14 protein-coding genes and 1 tRNA gene are annotated in these 17,380 nt (G+C 73.3%); 12 read left to right on the forward strand and 3 right to left on the reverse strand.

The window, feature by feature from the left end; all coding sequences use genetic code 11:
- Positions 1–21: 21 nt before the first annotated feature.
- Entirely contained in the window at positions 22–2,616 is a 2,595-nt protein-coding gene (locus ACH34T_RS00330; protein WP_395989846.1) for a BTAD domain-containing putative transcriptional regulator, read from the reverse strand.
- 520 nt (positions 2,617–3,136) lie between these two features.
- Between ACH34T_RS00330 and ACH34T_RS00335 the strand changes: the two genes are divergently transcribed.
- The 10 genes from ACH34T_RS00335 (at position 3,137) to ACH34T_RS00380 (ending at position 14,072) form a co-directional block, all read left to right on the forward strand.
- A tRNA-Leu gene (locus tag ACH34T_RS00335) sits at positions 3,137–3,209 on the forward strand.
- A gap of 609 nt (positions 3,210–3,818) precedes the next feature.
- Positions 3,819–4,490, forward strand: coding sequence for a LuxR C-terminal-related transcriptional regulator (locus ACH34T_RS00340; RefSeq protein WP_395989847.1), 672 nt, complete (start codon positions 3,819–3,821; stop codon positions 4,488–4,490).
- Positions 4,491–4,711: 221 nt separating this feature from the next.
- Entirely contained in the window at positions 4,712–6,730 is a 2,019-nt protein-coding gene (locus ACH34T_RS00345) for a hypothetical protein (protein WP_395989848.1), read from the forward strand.
- A 2-nt stretch (positions 6,731–6,732) separates the two neighbouring features.
- Positions 6,733–8,220 (forward strand): GT4 family glycosyltransferase PelF, encoded by a 1,488-nt coding sequence (gene pelF, locus ACH34T_RS00350; protein ID WP_395989849.1) that lies wholly within the window; start codon positions 6,733–6,735, stop codon positions 8,218–8,220.
- Positions 8,217–9,767: a hypothetical protein gene (locus tag ACH34T_RS00355; protein ID WP_395989850.1), complete on the forward strand. Its 1,551-nt coding sequence runs from the start codon at positions 8,217–8,219 to the stop codon at positions 9,765–9,767. Before pelF ends, ACH34T_RS00355 begins: the two co-directional genes overlap by 4 nt.
- Positions 9,768–9,800: 33 nt before the next feature.
- Positions 9,801–10,796 carry a GDP-mannose 4,6-dehydratase gene (locus ACH34T_RS00360; RefSeq protein ID WP_395989851.1) on the forward strand — a complete coding sequence of 332 codons (996 nt, stop codon included), beginning with the start codon at positions 9,801–9,803 and terminating at the stop codon, positions 10,794–10,796.
- A gap of 51 nt (positions 10,797–10,847) precedes the next feature.
- Positions 10,848–11,594, forward strand: coding sequence for a sugar phosphate nucleotidyltransferase (locus ACH34T_RS00365; RefSeq protein WP_395989852.1), 747 nt, complete (start codon positions 10,848–10,850; stop codon positions 11,592–11,594).
- Positions 11,591–12,487 carry an NAD-dependent epimerase/dehydratase family protein gene (locus tag ACH34T_RS00370; RefSeq protein WP_395989853.1) on the forward strand — a complete coding sequence of 299 codons (897 nt, stop codon included), beginning with the start codon at positions 11,591–11,593 and terminating at the stop codon, positions 12,485–12,487. The genes ACH34T_RS00365 and ACH34T_RS00370 overlap by 4 nt, the downstream gene beginning before the upstream one ends.
- A gap of 45 nt (positions 12,488–12,532) precedes the next feature.
- Positions 12,533–13,234 (forward strand): spherulation-specific family 4 protein, encoded by a 702-nt coding sequence (locus tag ACH34T_RS00375; RefSeq protein WP_395989854.1) that lies wholly within the window; start codon positions 12,533–12,535, stop codon positions 13,232–13,234.
- A gap of 4 nt (positions 13,235–13,238) precedes the next feature.
- Positions 13,239–14,072 carry an endo alpha-1,4 polygalactosaminidase gene (locus ACH34T_RS00380; RefSeq protein ID WP_395989855.1) on the forward strand — a complete coding sequence of 278 codons (834 nt, stop codon included), beginning with the start codon at positions 13,239–13,241 and terminating at the stop codon, positions 14,070–14,072.
- Positions 14,073–14,139: 67 nt separating this feature from the next.
- Here the strand turns inward: ACH34T_RS00380 and ACH34T_RS00385 are convergent, their stop codons facing one another.
- Entirely contained in the window at positions 14,140–14,814 is a 675-nt protein-coding gene (locus ACH34T_RS00385) for a GntR family transcriptional regulator (protein WP_395989856.1), read from the reverse strand.
- A gap of 79 nt (positions 14,815–14,893) precedes the next feature.
- On the opposite strand from ACH34T_RS00385, the gene ACH34T_RS00390 reads away from it, so the two are divergent.
- Together ACH34T_RS00390 and ACH34T_RS00395 are read left to right on the forward strand one after the other, a co-directional pair.
- Positions 14,894–15,688, forward strand: coding sequence for a DUF1932 domain-containing protein (locus ACH34T_RS00390; RefSeq protein WP_395989857.1), 795 nt, complete (start codon positions 14,894–14,896; stop codon positions 15,686–15,688).
- An 88-nt stretch (positions 15,689–15,776) separates the two neighbouring features.
- Positions 15,777–16,790, forward strand: a complete 1,014-nt coding sequence (locus ACH34T_RS00395) for an RNA polymerase subunit sigma-70 (RefSeq protein ID WP_395989858.1) — start codon at positions 15,777–15,779, stop codon at positions 16,788–16,790.
- Here the strand turns inward: ACH34T_RS00395 and ACH34T_RS00400 are convergent.
- Positions 16,750–17,358: a TIGR03086 family metal-binding protein gene (locus ACH34T_RS00400; RefSeq protein ID WP_395989859.1), complete on the reverse strand. Its 609-nt coding sequence runs from the start codon at positions 17,356–17,358 to the stop codon at positions 16,750–16,752. The two genes, ACH34T_RS00395 and ACH34T_RS00400, sit on opposite strands and share 41 nt — an antisense overlap.
- Positions 17,359–17,380 lie beyond the last annotated feature (22 nt).

Consider the following 17,380-nt stretch of genomic DNA (forward strand, 5'->3'; position numbering starts at 1 on the left):
GCGGTATTCGGAGCCGGGTGATCAGGCCTCGCCGTGCGCGGCGCGCACGGTCGCGGGCGTCATGACCGTGTCCGGGCAGGTGACCGCCTCGCACATGCGGATGTGGCCGCCGTCCGCGTCGGCGGCGGCCCCCAGCTCGGGGGTCATGGCGGCGGCGCCGTGCGGGTCGCCGACCCGCCGGAAGATGCGCACCGACTCCTCGAAGCACTCGATCGCGCGGGACGGCCGCCGCGCGCCGAGGTAGGCGACGGCGAGCCTGTTCAGGCTCCACGCCTGGCCGACCAGGTCGCCGAGCCGCCGCTGGACGACCAGCGCCTCCCGGTGGTGGACGATCGCCTCGCCGCACCGGTCGGCGTCGCTGCACGCCATGCCGAGGCCGTTCAGCATGAACGCGACGCCGCGCCACTCGCCGAGCCGCCGGGCCGCCTCGAGCCCGATCTCGTACGCGGCGATCCAGTCGTCCCGGCTTTCGCCGAGATGGAAGAACGTCAGCAGCACCGCGGGCAGCCGCCAGGCGACCGAGTGGCGGCCCTGGTCGGACGCGGCCCTGATCACGGCGGTGAGGTTCTCCGACTCGGCGTCGAGCCAGGCCAGCGCCCGCGTGCGCGTGCCGAAGACGGGCACCGGGCCCGCGCCGTCGCCGGGATCGCCGGGGAACTCGATCGGGACGCGCCGGCCGTGCGTGTTCAGCACCAGGTCGGCCGAGTGGGCGGCGCGGAGGTACCAGGCGAACACGCGCTCGGCCGCCGCGTCGCGCCGGCCGGGCGTCTCGTGCTCGTGCGCCTTCCGCCTGGCGTGGCCGCGCAGCAGGCGGTGCATCCGGTAGCGGCCAGGGGACGCCTGCTGGAGCAGGTTCTCGTCCAGCAGGGCTTCGAGCAGCGACTCCGCCCGCTCCTCGGGGAGATCGGTGAGCACGGCGGCGGACGGCGGCGTGAAGTCCGCGCCGGGGTGCAGGCCGAGCAGCCGGAACATGCGCTTCTGGTCGTCGGCCAGCGCCCGGTAGGACAGGTCGAAGGACGCGCTGATGGAGCGGTTGCGGAACTCCAGCTCGTCCGGCAGCCGGCCCTCGCCCTCCAGGCGCGCGTCGAACTCGGCCAGCGTCCAGGCGGGACGGGTCTGCAGGCGGCGGGCCGCCATCGTGACGGCCATCGGGAGCTGCCCGCACCGCTCGGCGATCCGCGCCGCGGCGGCCGGCTCGGCCGTGACCCGGTCCGGGCCCGCGATGCGGCCCAGCAGATCGGTGGACTCCGGCGGCGCGAAGACGGCCAGCCTGAGCCGGTGGACGCCGTCCAGCCCGGCGAGGCTGCGCCGGCTGGTGACGAGCACCAGGCTGGTCGGGTCGCCCGGGAGCAGCGGCTCCACCTGCGCCTCGTCGGTGGCGTTGTCGAGGATCACCAGGGCGCGCGCGCCGTGCAACCGGTCGCGGTACAGCGCGGCCCGCGACGCCAGGTCGGGCGGGATCCGCGGGGCGGGCACGCCGAGCTGACGCAGGAACGTCCCCAGCACCTCGGCCGGGTCGGCGGCGGGAAGCTCGGGATCCATGGCGCGCAGGTCGGCCCACAGCTGCACCGCGCCGAACCGTCCGCGGGTGCTGATCTGGTGGGCGGCGCGGACGGCGAGGCGGGTCTTGCCGACCCCCGCCATGCCCTCGATGGCGATCACCGTCAGCGCGGTGTCGCCGTCGCCGCCGGCGCCGTCGGCGAACCGGTTCAGGGCGCGCAACTCCGCCTCCCGGCCGGTGAACTCGACGATGTCCATGGGGAACTGCCGCAGCGTGCCCGTCCGGCCTGGCGTGCCGTCCGCGGGCCCGGCCGCCGCTTCGGCGTCGTCGCCCGCCTGGACGCTCCCGGACCGCGGCGACGCCGGGTCGAGCCCGGGATCGCCGCTGAGGATCCGCTGCTCCAGGGACCGCAGCCGCGGCCCGGGGTCGATGCCCAGGTCGTCGGCGAGATGCCGGCGGACCTGCGCGTACGCGTCGAGCGCGTCGGCGGAGCGGCCCATCCGGTACAGGACGAGCATGAGCCGCTCCCACAGCCGCTCCCGGAGCGGATGGCGGGACACGAGGCGCCGCAGGTCGGGGACGAGCGCGTCCGAGCGGCCGAGCAGCAGGCACGCGTCGGTGTACTGCTCCGTGAGGAGGAGCCGGCGCTCTTCCAGCCGTTCCACGTCGGCCTGCAGCGGGGCGCCCAGCGGCATCGCGTCGAGCGGCCGTCCCCGGTAGTGGTGCAGCGCGTCGGCGAAGTCCTGCGCGGCCTGCTCGGCCCGTCCGCCGGCCAGCGCCCGCTCGCCCCTGGTGAACGCCTCCTCGAACCGGAACAGGTCGAGCTCGCCCGGCTCGACGCGGAGCAGGTAGCCGGGCGCCCGGGTGATCAGCCGGTCCGGGGGCTCGCCGGCGTCGCGGAGCATCCGGCGCAGCGCGGCGATGTAGCCGCGGACGTTCGCCCTGGCGGACGGGGGCGAGGTCCACCACACCGCGTCGACGAGCCGGTCGATGGGGACGACCTGGTTGGCCGCCAGCAGCAACGCGGCGAGCACGGTCTGCTGCTGCGGACCGCCCACGCCGACCGGGCGGCCGTTCGCGACGATTTCGAGCGGTCCAAGGATGCGGAATTCCATCTGATCCCCTAACCGGCCCTGTCAGGAGCGATCACCTGGCACCGCTCTTCGTGGTCCGGTCCCACCGTCGAGGAAGACATCGGTCCTATGCGCCAAATATACGGCACCCATGCGCGTTCCAGGGCAGCCTGGTTGTCGCGGATGATCAGTCGGGGTCGACAAAGGTCACATTGCGAACACAAGACGTTATGACGGGGACTTCGGTATGGCGGGGTACCACGGGGAACGTGTCGGGGGCCGGCGAGGGAGCGAGCCGGTTACGGGCCGCGCGCGGCCGGATCCGGCCGGAAAGCGCGCAGGCCCGCGTTCGCGTGCGGCCGATGCGCGCACGCGGCCGGGCGAGGCCCGGGCGGTGACCGCAAAGGCCCAACCTGCGCATATGCGCCGACCTGCGCATATGCATCTCTCTGGGCGTCGGAGACCGAGCGCTCTCCGCCTGCGCGCCGTGGCTCGGTGACCGTTCGGCTTTAGGCTGCGCGCCCCTCCTCAGAGGGTCACGGGAGTGAGGGACCCGCGCTGCGCCTCCGTAGCCCAATGGCAGAGGCATACTCCTTAAAAGAGTAGAAGTGTCGGTTCGAATCCGACCGGGGGCACAGAATTTCCACCGTGAGGTGCGCAATAGCGGAGATCTTCCGGTGGTGGCGGGTTAGTGGTGGGTGCGCGGCGGGCGACGGGTGCGGCGGGGGCCGACGGCCGGGCCGTCCGGGGCGCGCCCGGTTTCGCTCCCGTCCGGGCGGGATCGATGGGACGAGTACCGCGCCGACTTCGTTCGCCTGCCATTAACCGACCGACCCGCCGAATTCATCAAAATGATCAGCGCGGGGTCTGGACGCGGCGACAGAACCGACAAAAGATGAAGATCATTCGTGTCAGGCCGGGCGGTCGTGCCCGCATCCCCTTCTCCGGGCCCGGGGCCGGCACCGCGAAGCGCCGTGGCGCGAGACGTCGAAGATCTTAACGCGGGCGCGGGGCGCGGGCGCGTGATCGTGACGGCGGCGCGGCCGGGCCCGGGAATGCCGGCGGGTTTCGCAATGGCCTGATAACGGCGGGCGGCCGCCGCCGGGCTGCGGCGGACAGAGCGTCCCTTATTCTTGACGCATGTTCTGGTGTCGGTTCGCATCGGAGACGTCGCTCGTCACATGTCCGGTGGACCGGCCACGGCCTCAGCATTGCGAGCCGGTGGAATGAACAGTGATTTTTCGATGACTCCCGATACCGCGGCCGAACCCGAATCGAAGGCGATTCGGGTGGTGGTCGTCAGCGACAATCCGGTGTCGCGGATCGGGTTCCGGGCGTTGCTGAGTACGGCTCCGGGAGTGGACGTCGTCGGCGCCGGAACGGTCGAGCGTTCGGCCGCGGCGGTCCGCGCGCACCAGCCCGACGTGGTCCTGCTGGACGCCTCGCCGCCGCCGCCGGACGGCATCGGCCGGCTGGCTCGGTCCGGTGTGCGGGTGGTCGCCGTGACGGCCGAGCAGGACCCGTTCGCCCTCGTCCAGGCGGTGGCGGCGGGCGCGCACGGGTGCCTCGTGTACGGCCATTTCGAGCCCCAGGAGCTCGCGGACGTGCTGGTCGCGGCGGGTCTCGGCGAGTCGTCCCTGTCGCGGCCCGTCGTGACGGCGCTGGTGCGCTGGGTGCACGACGGCGGCGGGCCCCGGCCCGATCCCGGGCTGACCGCGCGGGAGGCCGAGATCCTGGAGCTGATCGCCGCCGGGCTCACCAACCGGGAGATCGCGCGGCGGCTGGTCATCACGGAGAAGACCGTGAAGAACCATGCCCACCAGATCTACAAACGGCTCGGCGCGGACGGCCGGGAACACGCCGCCGCGCGCTGGTTGGAATTGAATTCGGTGAGCAGTGGAACGGACCTTCCCTAATACCGTCCCGCGACTGAAGATAACCCGCTCCCGCACGCCCGGAGAGTCCTAGGACCGGACCCAGGCCAAGATGGGCCCCCCGTAGTCTTTACATGCACTCTCAGTTACCGCATGATCTGGTGGGCCGCGTTCCAAAGGTCATTAAGTCCATTTCTGGTGTGGCTGTTTACGGCTGTTGAATTTCAGTTGCCGTCGTCGTCCATGCGTCCTGGGGAGTCTTGGTGAAAGTGATACGCCGTCCCGCGCTCAGCGTCCTTTTCGGGATCCTGGTCGCGGCCGCTCTGATCGTCGGACCGCCGCGGCCCGCCTCGGCCGCGGGTCCCCGCATCGATCTTCAGGTCCTCGTCGTCTCCGACGGCGGCGCCTCGGTGTCCGCCGTCGCCGAACGGCTGAAGGCCGAGGGCGTTCCCTACAAGACCGTCGATCTGAACGCCCCGGGCAGACCGAAGATAAACGCGGGCTTCCTGTCCGACACGGTGGGCGGGACACCGCGGGCCAAGTACCAGGCCGTCGTCCTGCCCAACGCCTCGCCGTTCGAGGACGCCGCCGAGATGAAGGCCGTCGCCGACTACGAGGCCAAGTTCGGGATCAGGCAGCTCGACGCCTACGTCTACCCGAACGCCCAGGTCGGCATGAACGCGCCGGGCTATTCCGGGCAGCTGGACGGCATCGTCGCCGAGGTCACCGCGGCCGGGCGCGGCGACGCGCTCCGGTACCTGCGCGGGCCGGTCAGGTTCAACGACCTCGCCCCCGACATCAACGAGAGCTACGGCTTCCTCGCGACCCCGCTGCCGGACGACAAGGCCGCCGGCCGGACCTTCAAGCCGTTCATGACCGCGGAGGTCCAGGGGGTCACCGGCACGCTCGCCGGCGTCTACACCCACGACGGGCGCAGCGAGATGGTGCTGACCTACAGCGCCAACCACGAGCAGTGGCAGTCCAGGACGCTCGGGCACGGCCTCATCACCTGGCTGACCAAGGGCGTCCACCTCGGCTACAACCGCAACTACCTGAGCGTCCACGTCGACGACGTGTTCATGCCCGACGCGCGGTGGAGCACCAAGGACAACTGCACGCCCGGCGAGGACTGCCCGGACGGCGTCACCACCCCCGACATCCGGATGACCGTCGACGACGCGGCGTACGCCGCCGCGTGGCAGGCCGACCAGAAGATCAAGCTCGACATGGCGTACAACGGCGCCGGCAGCGACGAGTGGACGAAGGAGCACGGCTTCGACCTGCTGACCACGGGGCTCCTCGCGCTCAAGGGCCAGTTCCGGTGGCTGAACCACACCTACGCGCACGAGTTCCTCGGCTGCAAGCAGGACCTGAAGGTCCGGCCGTGGCGGTGCGTCCGGGACCCGGACAGCGACGAGATCGAGTACGTCGACGAGGACGTCATCGAGCAGCAGATCAACAAGAACCTCGAATGGGCGGACGAGCACGACCTCCCGGTGCCGCCGGACGACGTCGTCACCGGCGAGCACTCGGGCCTGCGCGTCCTGCCGCAGCAGCCCGAGGACAACCCGAACCTCGAACCAGCGCTGGAGGAGACCGACATCACCTGGCTCGCGGGCGACGCGTCCCGGGAGCCCGCGTCCCGCCTGATCGGCCAGGCGCGGACCCTCCCCCGGCACCCGATGAGCGTCTACTTCAACGTCGCGAAAGAGGCGGAGGAGGTCGACGAGTACAACTGGATCCACACGCGCCGGTCGGACGGCGGCAGCGGCCTCTGCGAGGACCATCCCGACACGATGACCTGCATCAAGCCGCTCGACACCGAGACCGGGTACAAGTCGTACATCGTGCCGTCCGACACGCGGATCGCGCTGGCGCACGTCACCGGCAACGACCCGCGGCCGCACTACGCGCACCAGTCGAACATCACCGAGGACCGCATCCTGTACCCGCTGCTCAACAACGTCCTCGGCGAGTACCGGATGGCGTTCGCCGACAACACGCCCGTCGTGAACAGCTCCATGGCGACGCTCGGCCCCGAGCTGCTGCGCCAGGATCTCTGGCGGGCCGCGCTGAAGGACGGCGCAATGAACGGCGACGTCACCGCCTACGTCCAGGACGGGAAGGTCACGGTCAACGGGCCGGACGACCTGGAGATCCCGATCACCGCGCCCGAGGGGACGCGGGACGGTTCGGGCGGCGGGACGTTCGGGCAGGCGTACGCCGGCGACCGCTCCGCCTACCGGAGCGGGGAAGTGACGCTCACGGTCCCCGGAGCCTGACCTTGGAGATCACCCTGGTGACGGAGGGGACCTATCCGCACAGCTTCGGCGGGGTGAGCGTCTGGTGCGACCAGCTCGTCCGGGGCATGCCGGAACACGGGTTCACCGTCCTCGCGCTCACCGCCACCGGGGCTGAGCCCGTCGTCTGGGACCTGCCAGGACACGTGACGGTCGAGCCCGTCACGATGTGGGGGCCGCCGTCCGGGCGGCCCCCGTCCCGGGGGGAGGCCAGGGAGTTCGAGCGCCTGTTCCGCTCGTTCCTCTACACCCTGCTCTCCCCGTCCCCGCGGATGGCGGACGTGTTCCCGCACATCCTGCGCGAGCTGTTCGAGTTCGGCCGGACGTCCGACCTGGGCGCGGCGCTGCGCACCGAGGGGCCCGTCCGCTGGCTGATGGACGCCTGGTCCGCCCGGGCGGCCGAGTTCGAGCGGATCGGCGTTCGGCCCACCGTCCACCACGCGCTCACCGCCATCGACCTGCTGGAGCACATGCTCCGCCCGCTGCACGGCCCGCCCCCGCGCGGCGACGTCGTGCACGCGGTGTCGAACGGCATCCCCGTGCTGCCCTGCCTCGCCGCCAAGTGGACGTACGGGACGCCGTTCTGCCTCACCGAGCACGGCATCTACCTGCGCGAACGCTACATCGGGATGCGGCGGGCGCAGTACCCGTACCCGGTCAAGGCGGTCCTGCTCGGCTTCATGCGGCTGCTGTGCGTCGCCGGGTACAAGGCCGCCGACCTGCTGACGCCCTGCAACCTCTACAACCAGCGGTGGGAGGTGCGCTGCGGCGCGGACCCGGAGAACATGGAGACCGTCTACAACGGCGTCGACCCGGCCCGCTTCCCCGCCGCGGGCGCCGAGCCGTCCGCCCCCACGGTCAGCTGGGCGGGACGCGTCGACCCGATCAAGGACCTGGAGACGCTGATCCGCGCGTTCGCGCTGGTCAGGGACCAGGTACCGAATGCGAAGCTGCGCCTGTTCGGCGGGACGCCGACCGGCGGGGAGCGGTACCTGACGCGCTGCGAGGCCCTCGCCGCCGACCTCGGGGTCGCGGAGCACACCGCCTTCGAGGGCCGGATCGACGACATCCGGGAGGCGTACGCGGCGGGGACCGTGGTCGCGCTGTCCAGCATCTCCGAGGGCTTCCCCTACACCCTGATCGAGGCGATGACCTGCGGCCGGGTGACCGTCTCGACCGACGTCGGCGGGGTGCGGGAGGCGGTCGCCGACACCGGGCTCGTCGTCCCGCCGCGGTCGCCGCGGAAGATGGCGGACGCCCTGCTTGGCCTGCTCGGCGACGAGGTGTCCCGGCGGCGGCTCGGCCGCGCCGCGCGGGAGCGGGCGCTGGAGCTGTTCACCGTGGACCGTGCCGTGGACGCGTTCCGCGCGATCTACGACGGCCTGACCACGCCGGGCGCGACGCGCACGGCGGACGCCGTCGGCACGACGGGCGCGGCGGAACGCGCGGTGTCCGAGGCGTGGTCGGCATGACCGCGTCCGCCCCGAGCTCCATCCCCGAGCCGGCGCCGAACGACGGACACCCCAGCACAGGCACGGGCACGAGCACCGGCACGGGCACGGTCACGACCGGGCCGAACGCGGTGCCGGGCGACGTCGAGGCGCTGCGGGAGCGCATGGCGGACCTGTGCGCGGGCGCCGTCGACCCGCTGGAGGTCACCGCCGGGCTGGAGGCGGAGGGCATCAACGACGAGGCCGCCCGCGGCTACGGCCACCCGGACGTGTTCGCGCTCGCCGAGGACCTGTACGCCCGGACGCCCCGCCGCCCGCCCGCGCCCGAGACGTCCGAGGCCCCGTGGCGCGCGGTGCCCTGGCGGCATCTGCTGCGCGGCGTCCTGTTCGGGCTCCCCGGGCTGTGCTACATCATGGGCGCCCCGATGCTGAAGGGCAGCGGCGCGAGCGCGCTCCTCGTGTTCTCGCTCCTGCTGTCGTGGATGATGAGCCAGGGCACCGCCTACCTCGGGTACGTCCGGCTGGGGTTCGGGAACCGGGAGGCCGCGTCCCGCGTGCTGCGGTACGGGCTCGCCGCCGGGCTGCTGGTCGTGCTGCCGGTGACGGTCGCCGCCGGCGCCCTCGTCGGGGCGGGCGCGATGGCGGCGGCGCTGTCCGCCGGGCTGTGCGGGTACCTGCTCGCTGCGACGGTGGTGCAGGTGAACGGCGGCGAGGTCCGGCTGTTCCTCGCGCTGCTGCCGGGCGTCGGCGCGGTGCTGGTCTACCTGTCGGGCAACGGCTGGACGCTGCCGTCCGGCCACCTCGACGGGACGCCGGGAGCCCCGCCCGCGAAGGTCCCCGACGCCGTGTGGATCGCCTGGGCGGTGTCGCTCGCGGCCACGCTGGTGCTCGCCGTCGTGAGCACGTCGGGGGCGGGCGGCGGCCGGACGGGGAGCGAGGGCCGCAGGGGCGCCGCGTCCGGGCCGGTCGTGACCCGCCGCGACCTGGCGGCGGCGCTGCCGTTCGCCCTGTTCGGGCTGCTGACCGGCGGGCTGCTGACGTTCACGCTGCTGTGCGCCCTGGCCGGACGGCCGGTGCCGCCGGGCACGACGACGGTGGCGGTGATGTCGCTCTCGCTGTCGATGGGCGGCGCCGAATGGATCCTGTACGCCTACCGCCGCCGCGTCCACGACCTGCTGGTCACGCACACCGGCATGCCCGGGTTCGGACGGGCCGCCCGCGCCGCGCTCGGCGTCGCGCTCGCCCGGTACGTGGCGTCGCTCCTCGCGCTGGTCGCCGTCACCGGGCTGGTCGCCGGGCTGCCCGCCACGGCCGAGACCGTCCGGACGTTCGGCGGCTTCCTCGCCCTCGGCTGCGCGTTCTTCCTCGCGCTCGTCCTGCAGGCGTGCGGGCGCATCGAGGCCGTCCTGGCCGTGTTCGGCTGCGCGCTGACCGCCGAGGCCGCCGCCGCGCTGACCGCGCCGCACATCGCGCCCGGCAACGTCCAACTCGTGGCGGCCGGTGCGCTGCTCGTCTTCCTCACGACCTACGCGGGCCGCGTCCTGGCCCGCGCGACATCCCATCGGTGAAACCAATGAGCGGTTGAAAGGCCTGGTGCCCTCATGAACAGCACGGTCGCCGTGACGGGAGCCGACGGATTCATCGGCTCCCACCTCGTCGAAGCGCTCGTGGACCGCGGACATCACGTGCGGGCCATGGTCCAGTACAACTCGTTCGGATCGTGGGGCTGGCTCGACGAGGTCGCGCCCGACGTGCTGGACCAGGTGGACGTGGTGCCGGGCGACGTCCGGGACCCGGCGTCGGTGCGGGCCCTGCTCCACGACGCCGAGGTCGCCTACCACCTGGCCGCGCTGATCGCCATCCCGTACTCCTACCGGGCGCCGCGGTCCTACGCGGAGACGAACGTCCTCGGGACGCTGAACGTCCTGGAGGCCGTCCGCGACCTGCGCACGCCGCGGCTCGTGCACACCTCGACCAGCGAGACGTACGGGACGGCGCGGCGGGTCCCGATCGACGAGGCGCACCCGCTGCAGGCGCAGTCCCCGTACGCGGCGACGAAGATCTCCGCGGACAAGCTGGTGGAGAGCTACCACGCGTCGTTCGGCGTGCCCGCGGTGACGCTGCGGCCGTTCAACACGTTCGGGCCCCGGCAGTCGGCCCGCGCATTCATCCCGACCGTCATCAGCCAGATCGCCGCCGACACCGGCGCCGTCCGGGTCGGGGCGCTGGACCCCACCCGGGACTTCAGCTTCGTCGCCGACACCGCGGAGGCGTTCGTCGCCGTCGGGTCCGCCGCCGCGGACGACGTCGTCGGCCACGTCTACAACTCCGGCACCGGCCAGGAGATCTCGATGGGACGGCTCGCCCGCACGATCGCCGAGCTGATGGGCGCCGACCCCGAGTTCCGCAGCGACGCCGCCCGCGAGCGGCCCACGGGGTCGGAGGTCATGCGCCTGGTCTGCGACAGCGGCAAGCTGCGCCGCGACACCGGCTGGCGGCCCCGGCACACCCTCGAAGAGGGGCTCAAGGACACCGTCGAATGGTTCCTCGACCCCGCCAACCTGGCGCGCTACCGGCCGTCCACCTACAACATCTAGCCACCCACCGATCAGCACCGCATCGAGATGTATCGAGGCACGGAGAGGCACATGCACGCCGTAATCCTCGCGGGCGGCAAGGGAGTGCGGCTGCGCCCGTACACGACGACCCTGCCCAAGCCGCTCGTCCCCATCGGCGACGAGTACGCGATCCTGGAGATCCTGCTGCACCAGCTCTCCCGGCAGGGGTTCCGCACCGTGACACTGGCCATCGGGCACCTCGGGCACCTGATCCGGTCGTACGTCGGCGACGGGAGCCGCTGGGGGCTGCGCGTGGACTACGCCGTCGAGGAGTCGCCGCTCGGCACCATCGGCCCGCTGCTGACGATGCGCGACCGCCTCCCGCCCGAATTCCTGGTCGCCAACGGCGACATCCTCACCGACCTCGACTTCGCCGGGCTGCTCGCCGAGCACGCCGCCGCCGGGCCGCCGCTGACCGTCGCGACGTACGCGCGGCAGGTCGACATCGACTTCGGCGTCCTCACGACCCGGGACGGGCGGATCGTCGCGTTCACCGAGAAGCCGACCCTCGACTACCAGGTCAGCATGGGCGTCTACGGCGTCTCGAACGAGGCGCTCGCCAAGTTCGAGCCGGGGATCGCGCTCGGCTTCGACGAGCTCGTCCTGGACCTGCTCGCGGCCGGACGGCATCCGCGCGAGTACCGGTTCGACGGCTACTGGCTCGACATCGGCCGCCCGGACGACTACGACCGCGCCAACGCCGAGTTCCCGGCGCTGCGCCCGCAGCTCATGGACGGCCGGATCCGCATCCCGGCCGGGGGGCCGGGCGCGTCATGAGCCGGATACTGCTGATCGGCGCGACGGGGTTCGTGGGACGGCACGTCCAGGAGCGGGCGGCGGCGGCCGGGACGGACGTCGTCGCCGCGTCCAGGACGCCGGAGCCCGGCGGCCTGCGGCTCGACCTCGCCGCGGGCCCGGCGGCCGTGGTGGCGACGCTCCGCGACGTCAGGCCGGACGCGGTCGTCAACTGCGCCGGGATCACCCGCGGCGACCCGCTGGACCTCGTCAGGGGCAACGTCGTCGCCGTCGCGAACCTCGTCGACGCGCTGGCCGCCACGGCGTCGAGGACGCGGCTTGTCCATCTCGGGTCGGCGGCCGAGTACGGCGACGTCGAGCACGGCACGCCCGTGTCGGAGGGGACGCCGCCGCGGCCGCTCAGCCCGTACGGGGTGACGAAGCTGGCCGGGACGGAGCTCGTCCGCGCCGCGGCCGGGTCGGCGCTCGACGCCGTCGTCCTCCGCGTGTTCAACCCCGTGGGGCCCGGGTCGCCCGAGTCGACGCTGGCGGGACGGCTCGCCGCCGAGCTCCGCCGCGCCGACGGGACCCGCGACGAGGTCCGGGTCGGGTCGCTCGCCGCGAGCCGGGACCTCGTCGACGTCCGGGACGTCGCCGACGCGGTGCTCGCCGCCGTCCGCGCCCCGGGCCCGCTGCCCGCCGTGCTGAACGTGGGCAGCGGCCGGGCGACGTCGCTGCGGGACCTGGTGGCGGGCCTGCTGCACGTCACCGGCTCGGGCCGCCGGGTGCTGGAGGCCGCGGCCGCGCCCGAGCGGTCGGCGGGCGTCGCCTGGCAGCAGGCCGACATCCGCGCGATCGTCCGCACGCTCGGCTGGCGGCCCGCCACCGACCTCACCACCTCGCTACGAGACCTATGGGCGGAGACCTCATGTTGAAGGAGGCGTCATGCTGAGAGAGGGCGTCATGCCGAAGGAGACGTCATGCTGACGAAGACCAGCGCACTGAGGGGACGGGTCAAGACGCTGGCCGTCCCCGCGTACTTCCCCGCGGCCGCGGTGGACTGGGCGGCCCTCGCCGACCCCCGCCTCGGCACGGTCGTGCTCAACGTCGACAACGGCGTCGGGGGCGTCCGGGACCGCGGCTTCGCCGTCCTCGCGCACCGCTTGGCGGCGGCGGGCGTGCCGCTCGCCGGGTACGTCGACACCGCCTACGGCGACCGCTCTGCCCGCGACGTGGAGGAGGAGATGACGCGCTACCGCAGGTGGTACGGCATCCGGAGGGCGTTCCTCGACCAGGTGTCCGCGCTCCCCGGGCACGTGCTGCAGTACCGGCGCGTCGTCGTGGGCCTGCGGAGCCGCGGCACGTCGTACGTCGTGCTCAACCACGGCGTCTATCCCGACCCCGCGTACGCGCGGCTCGCCGATCTGCTGGTCACCTTCGAGGGGCCGTGGTCGGCGTACCAGCACGTCCGGGCGCCCGCGTGGGCGATGCGGATGCCCGCCGAACGGTTCTGCCATCTCGTCTACGCGGCGCCTCAGGCCGTCCTCGCGCGGGCGCTGGCGCGGGCCGGGCGGCGCAACGCCGGCGTCGTCTACGTGACGGACCGGGCGGGCGCGAACCCGTGGAACGGGCTGCCCGAGTACTACTCCCGCGAACTGTCGCTCGTCTATCCGGAGCGCTGACGCCGTGCGGATACCGGGATGGGCCGCCGGGGCCGCGGCCGTCCTGGTCTCCGGCGCCGTCCTGGGGACGGTGCTGGGCTCGGCGCTCGCCCCGGACGGCGAACCGGGCGGCGGACCGTACGCCGGGAGCCGGGTCGCCGGGTTCTGGGCTCCGGCGCCGGGTGTGCGCTGGCAGTGGCAGCTCACCACGCCGGTGGACGTCGGCGTGGACGCGCCCATCCACGACATCGACGGGTTCGGCAACGGCGCGGACGTCGTCCGGGAGCTGCACCGGCGGGGCCGCCGGGTCATCTGCTACATCAACGTCGGCGCGGCCGAGCGGTTCCGGCCCGACCACGCGGCGTTCCCACCCGCCGTCCTCGGCAAGGGCAACGGGTGGGAGGACGAGCGCTGGCTCGACATCCGCCGGACGGACGCGCTCGGCCCCATCATGGCCCGGCGGTTCGACATGTGCCGGGACAAGGGGTTCGACGCGGTCGAGCCCGACCTCCTGGACGGGTTCGCCGCCGACACCGGGTTCCCGCTGACGGCCGCCGACCAGCTCCGCTACAACCGGATGATCGCGCGGCTGGCGCACGAGCGCGGCATGTCGGTCGGGCTCAAGAACGACCTCTCGCAGATCCCGGCGCTGGTCGGCACGTTCGACTTCGCGATCAACGAGCAGTGCGCGGAGTTCGGCGAGTGCGGGCGGCTGCTGCCGTTCGTCCGCGCGGGCAAGGCGGTCCTGCACGTCGAGTACAACATGTCCACGGCGAGTTTCTGCCACCAGACCCGCGCGCTCGGTTTCGCGTCCATGCGCAAGCGCCTCGGCCTCGACGCCTGGCGCCAACCCTGCTGACGCGCACGGGCCGAAGGACGCACGCCGATGCGCGCCGGCCGATGCGCGCCGGCCAACGCGCGGGGGTTCAGGCGCCCGCGCGGTGCGGCTGCGGCCTGGCCCGGTCGATCTCGGGGAGCGTCCGCAGGACGCTGCGCAGGTGCGCCCGCGCGGCCTCCTCGGCGGCCGCGGCGTCGTGGGCGCGGATCGCGTCGATGATCGCCAGATGCTCCGGCAGCGACTCCCGCGGACGGCCCGGATGCATGGCGAGCCTGAACTGGTGCCGGACGTTCTGCGCCCGCAGCCGTTCGAGGGCCTGCGCCGCCGTCCGCTGGCCGCTGATCTCCTGGACGCGGCGGTGGAACCGCTCGTTCAGGTCCGAGTAGCCGAGGACGTCGCCGGTCTCGACGGCGCGGCGCATGGCGTCGCCGATGGCGGCCAGCTCGGCGGCGTCGCCGGCGGTGCTCCGCTCCGCGGCCTTCGCGGCGCACAGCCCCTCGATCACCATCCTGAGCTCGCAGATCTCGATCGCCTCGGCCAGCGACACGGCCCGGACGCGGGCGCCGCGGTTCTGGACGCGCTCGATCAGCCCCTCGTTGGTGAGCGCGAACAGCGCGGCCCGGACGCTGGACCTGCTCGCGGAGAACTGCTCGGACAGGTCCGCCTCCACCAGCCGCTGGTTCGGGACGAACTCGCCGTTGAGGATCGCGTCCCGGATCCCGGCGACGACCGGCTCCTCGGGTTTGCCTGTCGGCACGGTCACTCCCGCAGGATTGTCAACAATTTTGTTACAGTTCGAGAGTGTAGCGCCGTTCGCGGACCCCCAGGAAAGGCAGGGCACGATGCCGGAAGAGCCCGCCCGGAGGCCGACCGTCGCCGTCCTCGGCCTGGGCGAGGCCGGGAGCGCGATCGCCGCCGATCTCGTGGCCGCCGGAGCCGTGGTGCGCGGCTACGACCCCGTGGTCCCGGCGCCGCCGCATGTCGTCGGTGCGGGCGGCGAGGCCGCGGCGGCGGACGGCGCCGACCTGGTGCTCAGCCTCAACAGCGCGCACGACGCGGCCGGCGCCCTGCGCGCCGGGGTCGCGGGAGTCGGCGCGGACGCCGTGTGGGCGGACCTGAACACCGCGTCCCCCGACCTGAAGCGGCGCCTGGACGGCATCGCCCGCGAGCACGGCGTCCGGTTCGCGGACGTCGCGATCATGGCGCCGGTGCCGGGCCGCGGCCTGCGCACGCCGATGCTGGCCGGTGGGGACGGCGCCGCCGACGTCGCGAGGATCCTCGGCCCGCTCGGCGCGTCCGTCGAGGTGCTGCCGGACGGCCCGGGCGCCGCCGCCGCCAGGAAGCTCCTCCGCAGCGTGTTCTTCAAGGGCCTCGCGGCGGCGGTGGTCGAGTCCCTGGAGGCCGCGCGCTCGGCGGGCTGCGAGGACTGGCTCCGCGACGACATCACCGCCGAGCTGACGCGGGCGAGCGCCGACACCGTCGACCGGCTGGTGTCCGGGACGCACCGGCACTCCGTCCGCCGCGCCGCCGAGATGAGCGCCGCCGCCGCGATGCTGACCGAGCTCGGCGTCCCGCCGCTCGTCGCGACCGCGAGCCGGGACCTCCTGGACCGCCTGTCCGCCGACCGGCCCGCCTGAACCCGCTAAAACCCGCTGGAATTCACCTCAATCCTCCGAACCCGGTTGAACCTGACCATGAGCGGGCGTCGCCGGTTAGCGTGACGGTATGGATGGCACGGTCGCGGCCGGTCCGGTCGAAGGCGAGTTGCTGGCCGCCGCGCGCGGCGGGGAGGGACGGGCGTTCGGCCTGCTGGTGGAGCCGCACCTGCGGGCGCTCCACCTGCACTGCTACCGCATGCTCGGCTCGTTCGACGACGCCGACGAGGCGCTCCAGGAGGCGCTGCTCCGCGCGTGGCGGGCGCTCGGCACGTTCCAGGAACGCGCTCCGCTGCGCCACTGGCTGATCCGGATCGCCACCAACGCCTGCCTGAAGGCCATCGAGCGGAAGGGACGGCAGCCCGCCACGACCGGCGAGATCGACTACCTCCAGCCCTACCCGGACGACCTGCTCACCGAAGCCGTCGCGGACCCCGCCGCGGTCGTCGAGGGACGCGAGAGCGTCGCGCTGGCGTTCATCGTCGCGCTGCAACGCCTGCCCGCCACCCAGCGCGCCGCCCTGATCCTCAAGGACGTGCTGGGCTGGCGCAGCGCCGAGGTCGCCGACCTGCTCGGCAGCAGCGCCCCCGCCGTCGACAGCCTGCTGCAACGGGCGCGCGGCACGCTCGGCGCCGCCGCGGGCCCGCGCCGCCCGCTCGACGGGCAGGACGAGGCCGTGCTCGGCAGGTTCGTCGACGCCTGGCGGCGCTGCGACTTCGCCGCGATCGCCGCCGTCCTGCACGAGGACGCCGTGCTGCGGATGCCGCCCGACCTCGTCGTCGTCCACGGGCGGGGGGAGGTCACGCGGTTCCTGGCCACCGTCCCCGCAGGCGGCAGGCTCGACCTGTTCACGCTGACCGAGACGCGCGCCAACGGACATCGGGCGTTCGCTGCGTACCTCCCCGAAGGGGACACGGGCACGGCCCACGGCTGCGGGCTCACGGTGTGCACGGTCGCCGGTGACCGCATCGCCACGGTCACCGGCTTCCGCGTCCCGTCGCTGTTCGCTCGCTTCGGCCTGCCCTATGTCAGGAGTGCCGCTGTCAGGAGTTGCGCCGTCCCAGGAAGGCCAGCAGGCGGTTGAACGCGGAGTCGTCCGGGCCCGCGGCCAGTTCGGGGCCGAACATCCCGGCGGCACGGCGCTCCTCGATGGGCCCCTCGTGCGCGAACGCCGCCACGGCGCCGACGACCTCGGCGTCGACGCGGTAGGGCGTCCCGGACCCGTGCGCGATGTCCCAGCCGTGCACGAGCGACTCCAGCAGGCAGACCCGGGTCAGCAGGAACCCCGGCGTCCGGCCGATCACGAACGGGACCTCGCGGTCGAGCGGGCCGAACGCGGCGAACGTCGCCGCGCACCGCTCGGCGGCCGAGCGGAACGCCTTGGCGGGGTCGTCGCCGAGCAGTCCGAGGTCGGCGGCGCGGGTGCCGTCGGCTTCCGCGGCGTCGATCGGCTCCTCGCGGGCGTACCGCTCGACCAGCGACAGGCCGCCGACGAGGTGCGCGGCCACGTGCCGGACCGTCCAGCCGGCGCACGGGCTGTCCGCGTCCCACCCCTCGGCGGGGACGGCGGCCAGCCGCGCCGCCGTGTCGCCGAACGCGCGCTCCAGCAGCCGGACGACGTCCGCCGTGCCGGGTATCTGTTCGGGATTCATGGATCCTCCGATGTTCGGGCCG

The organism is Actinomadura sp. 9N215 (assembly GCF_044326345.1).
In the GTDB taxonomy this organism is placed as follows: Bacteria; Actinomycetota; Actinomycetes; order Streptosporangiales; family Streptosporangiaceae; genus Spirillospora.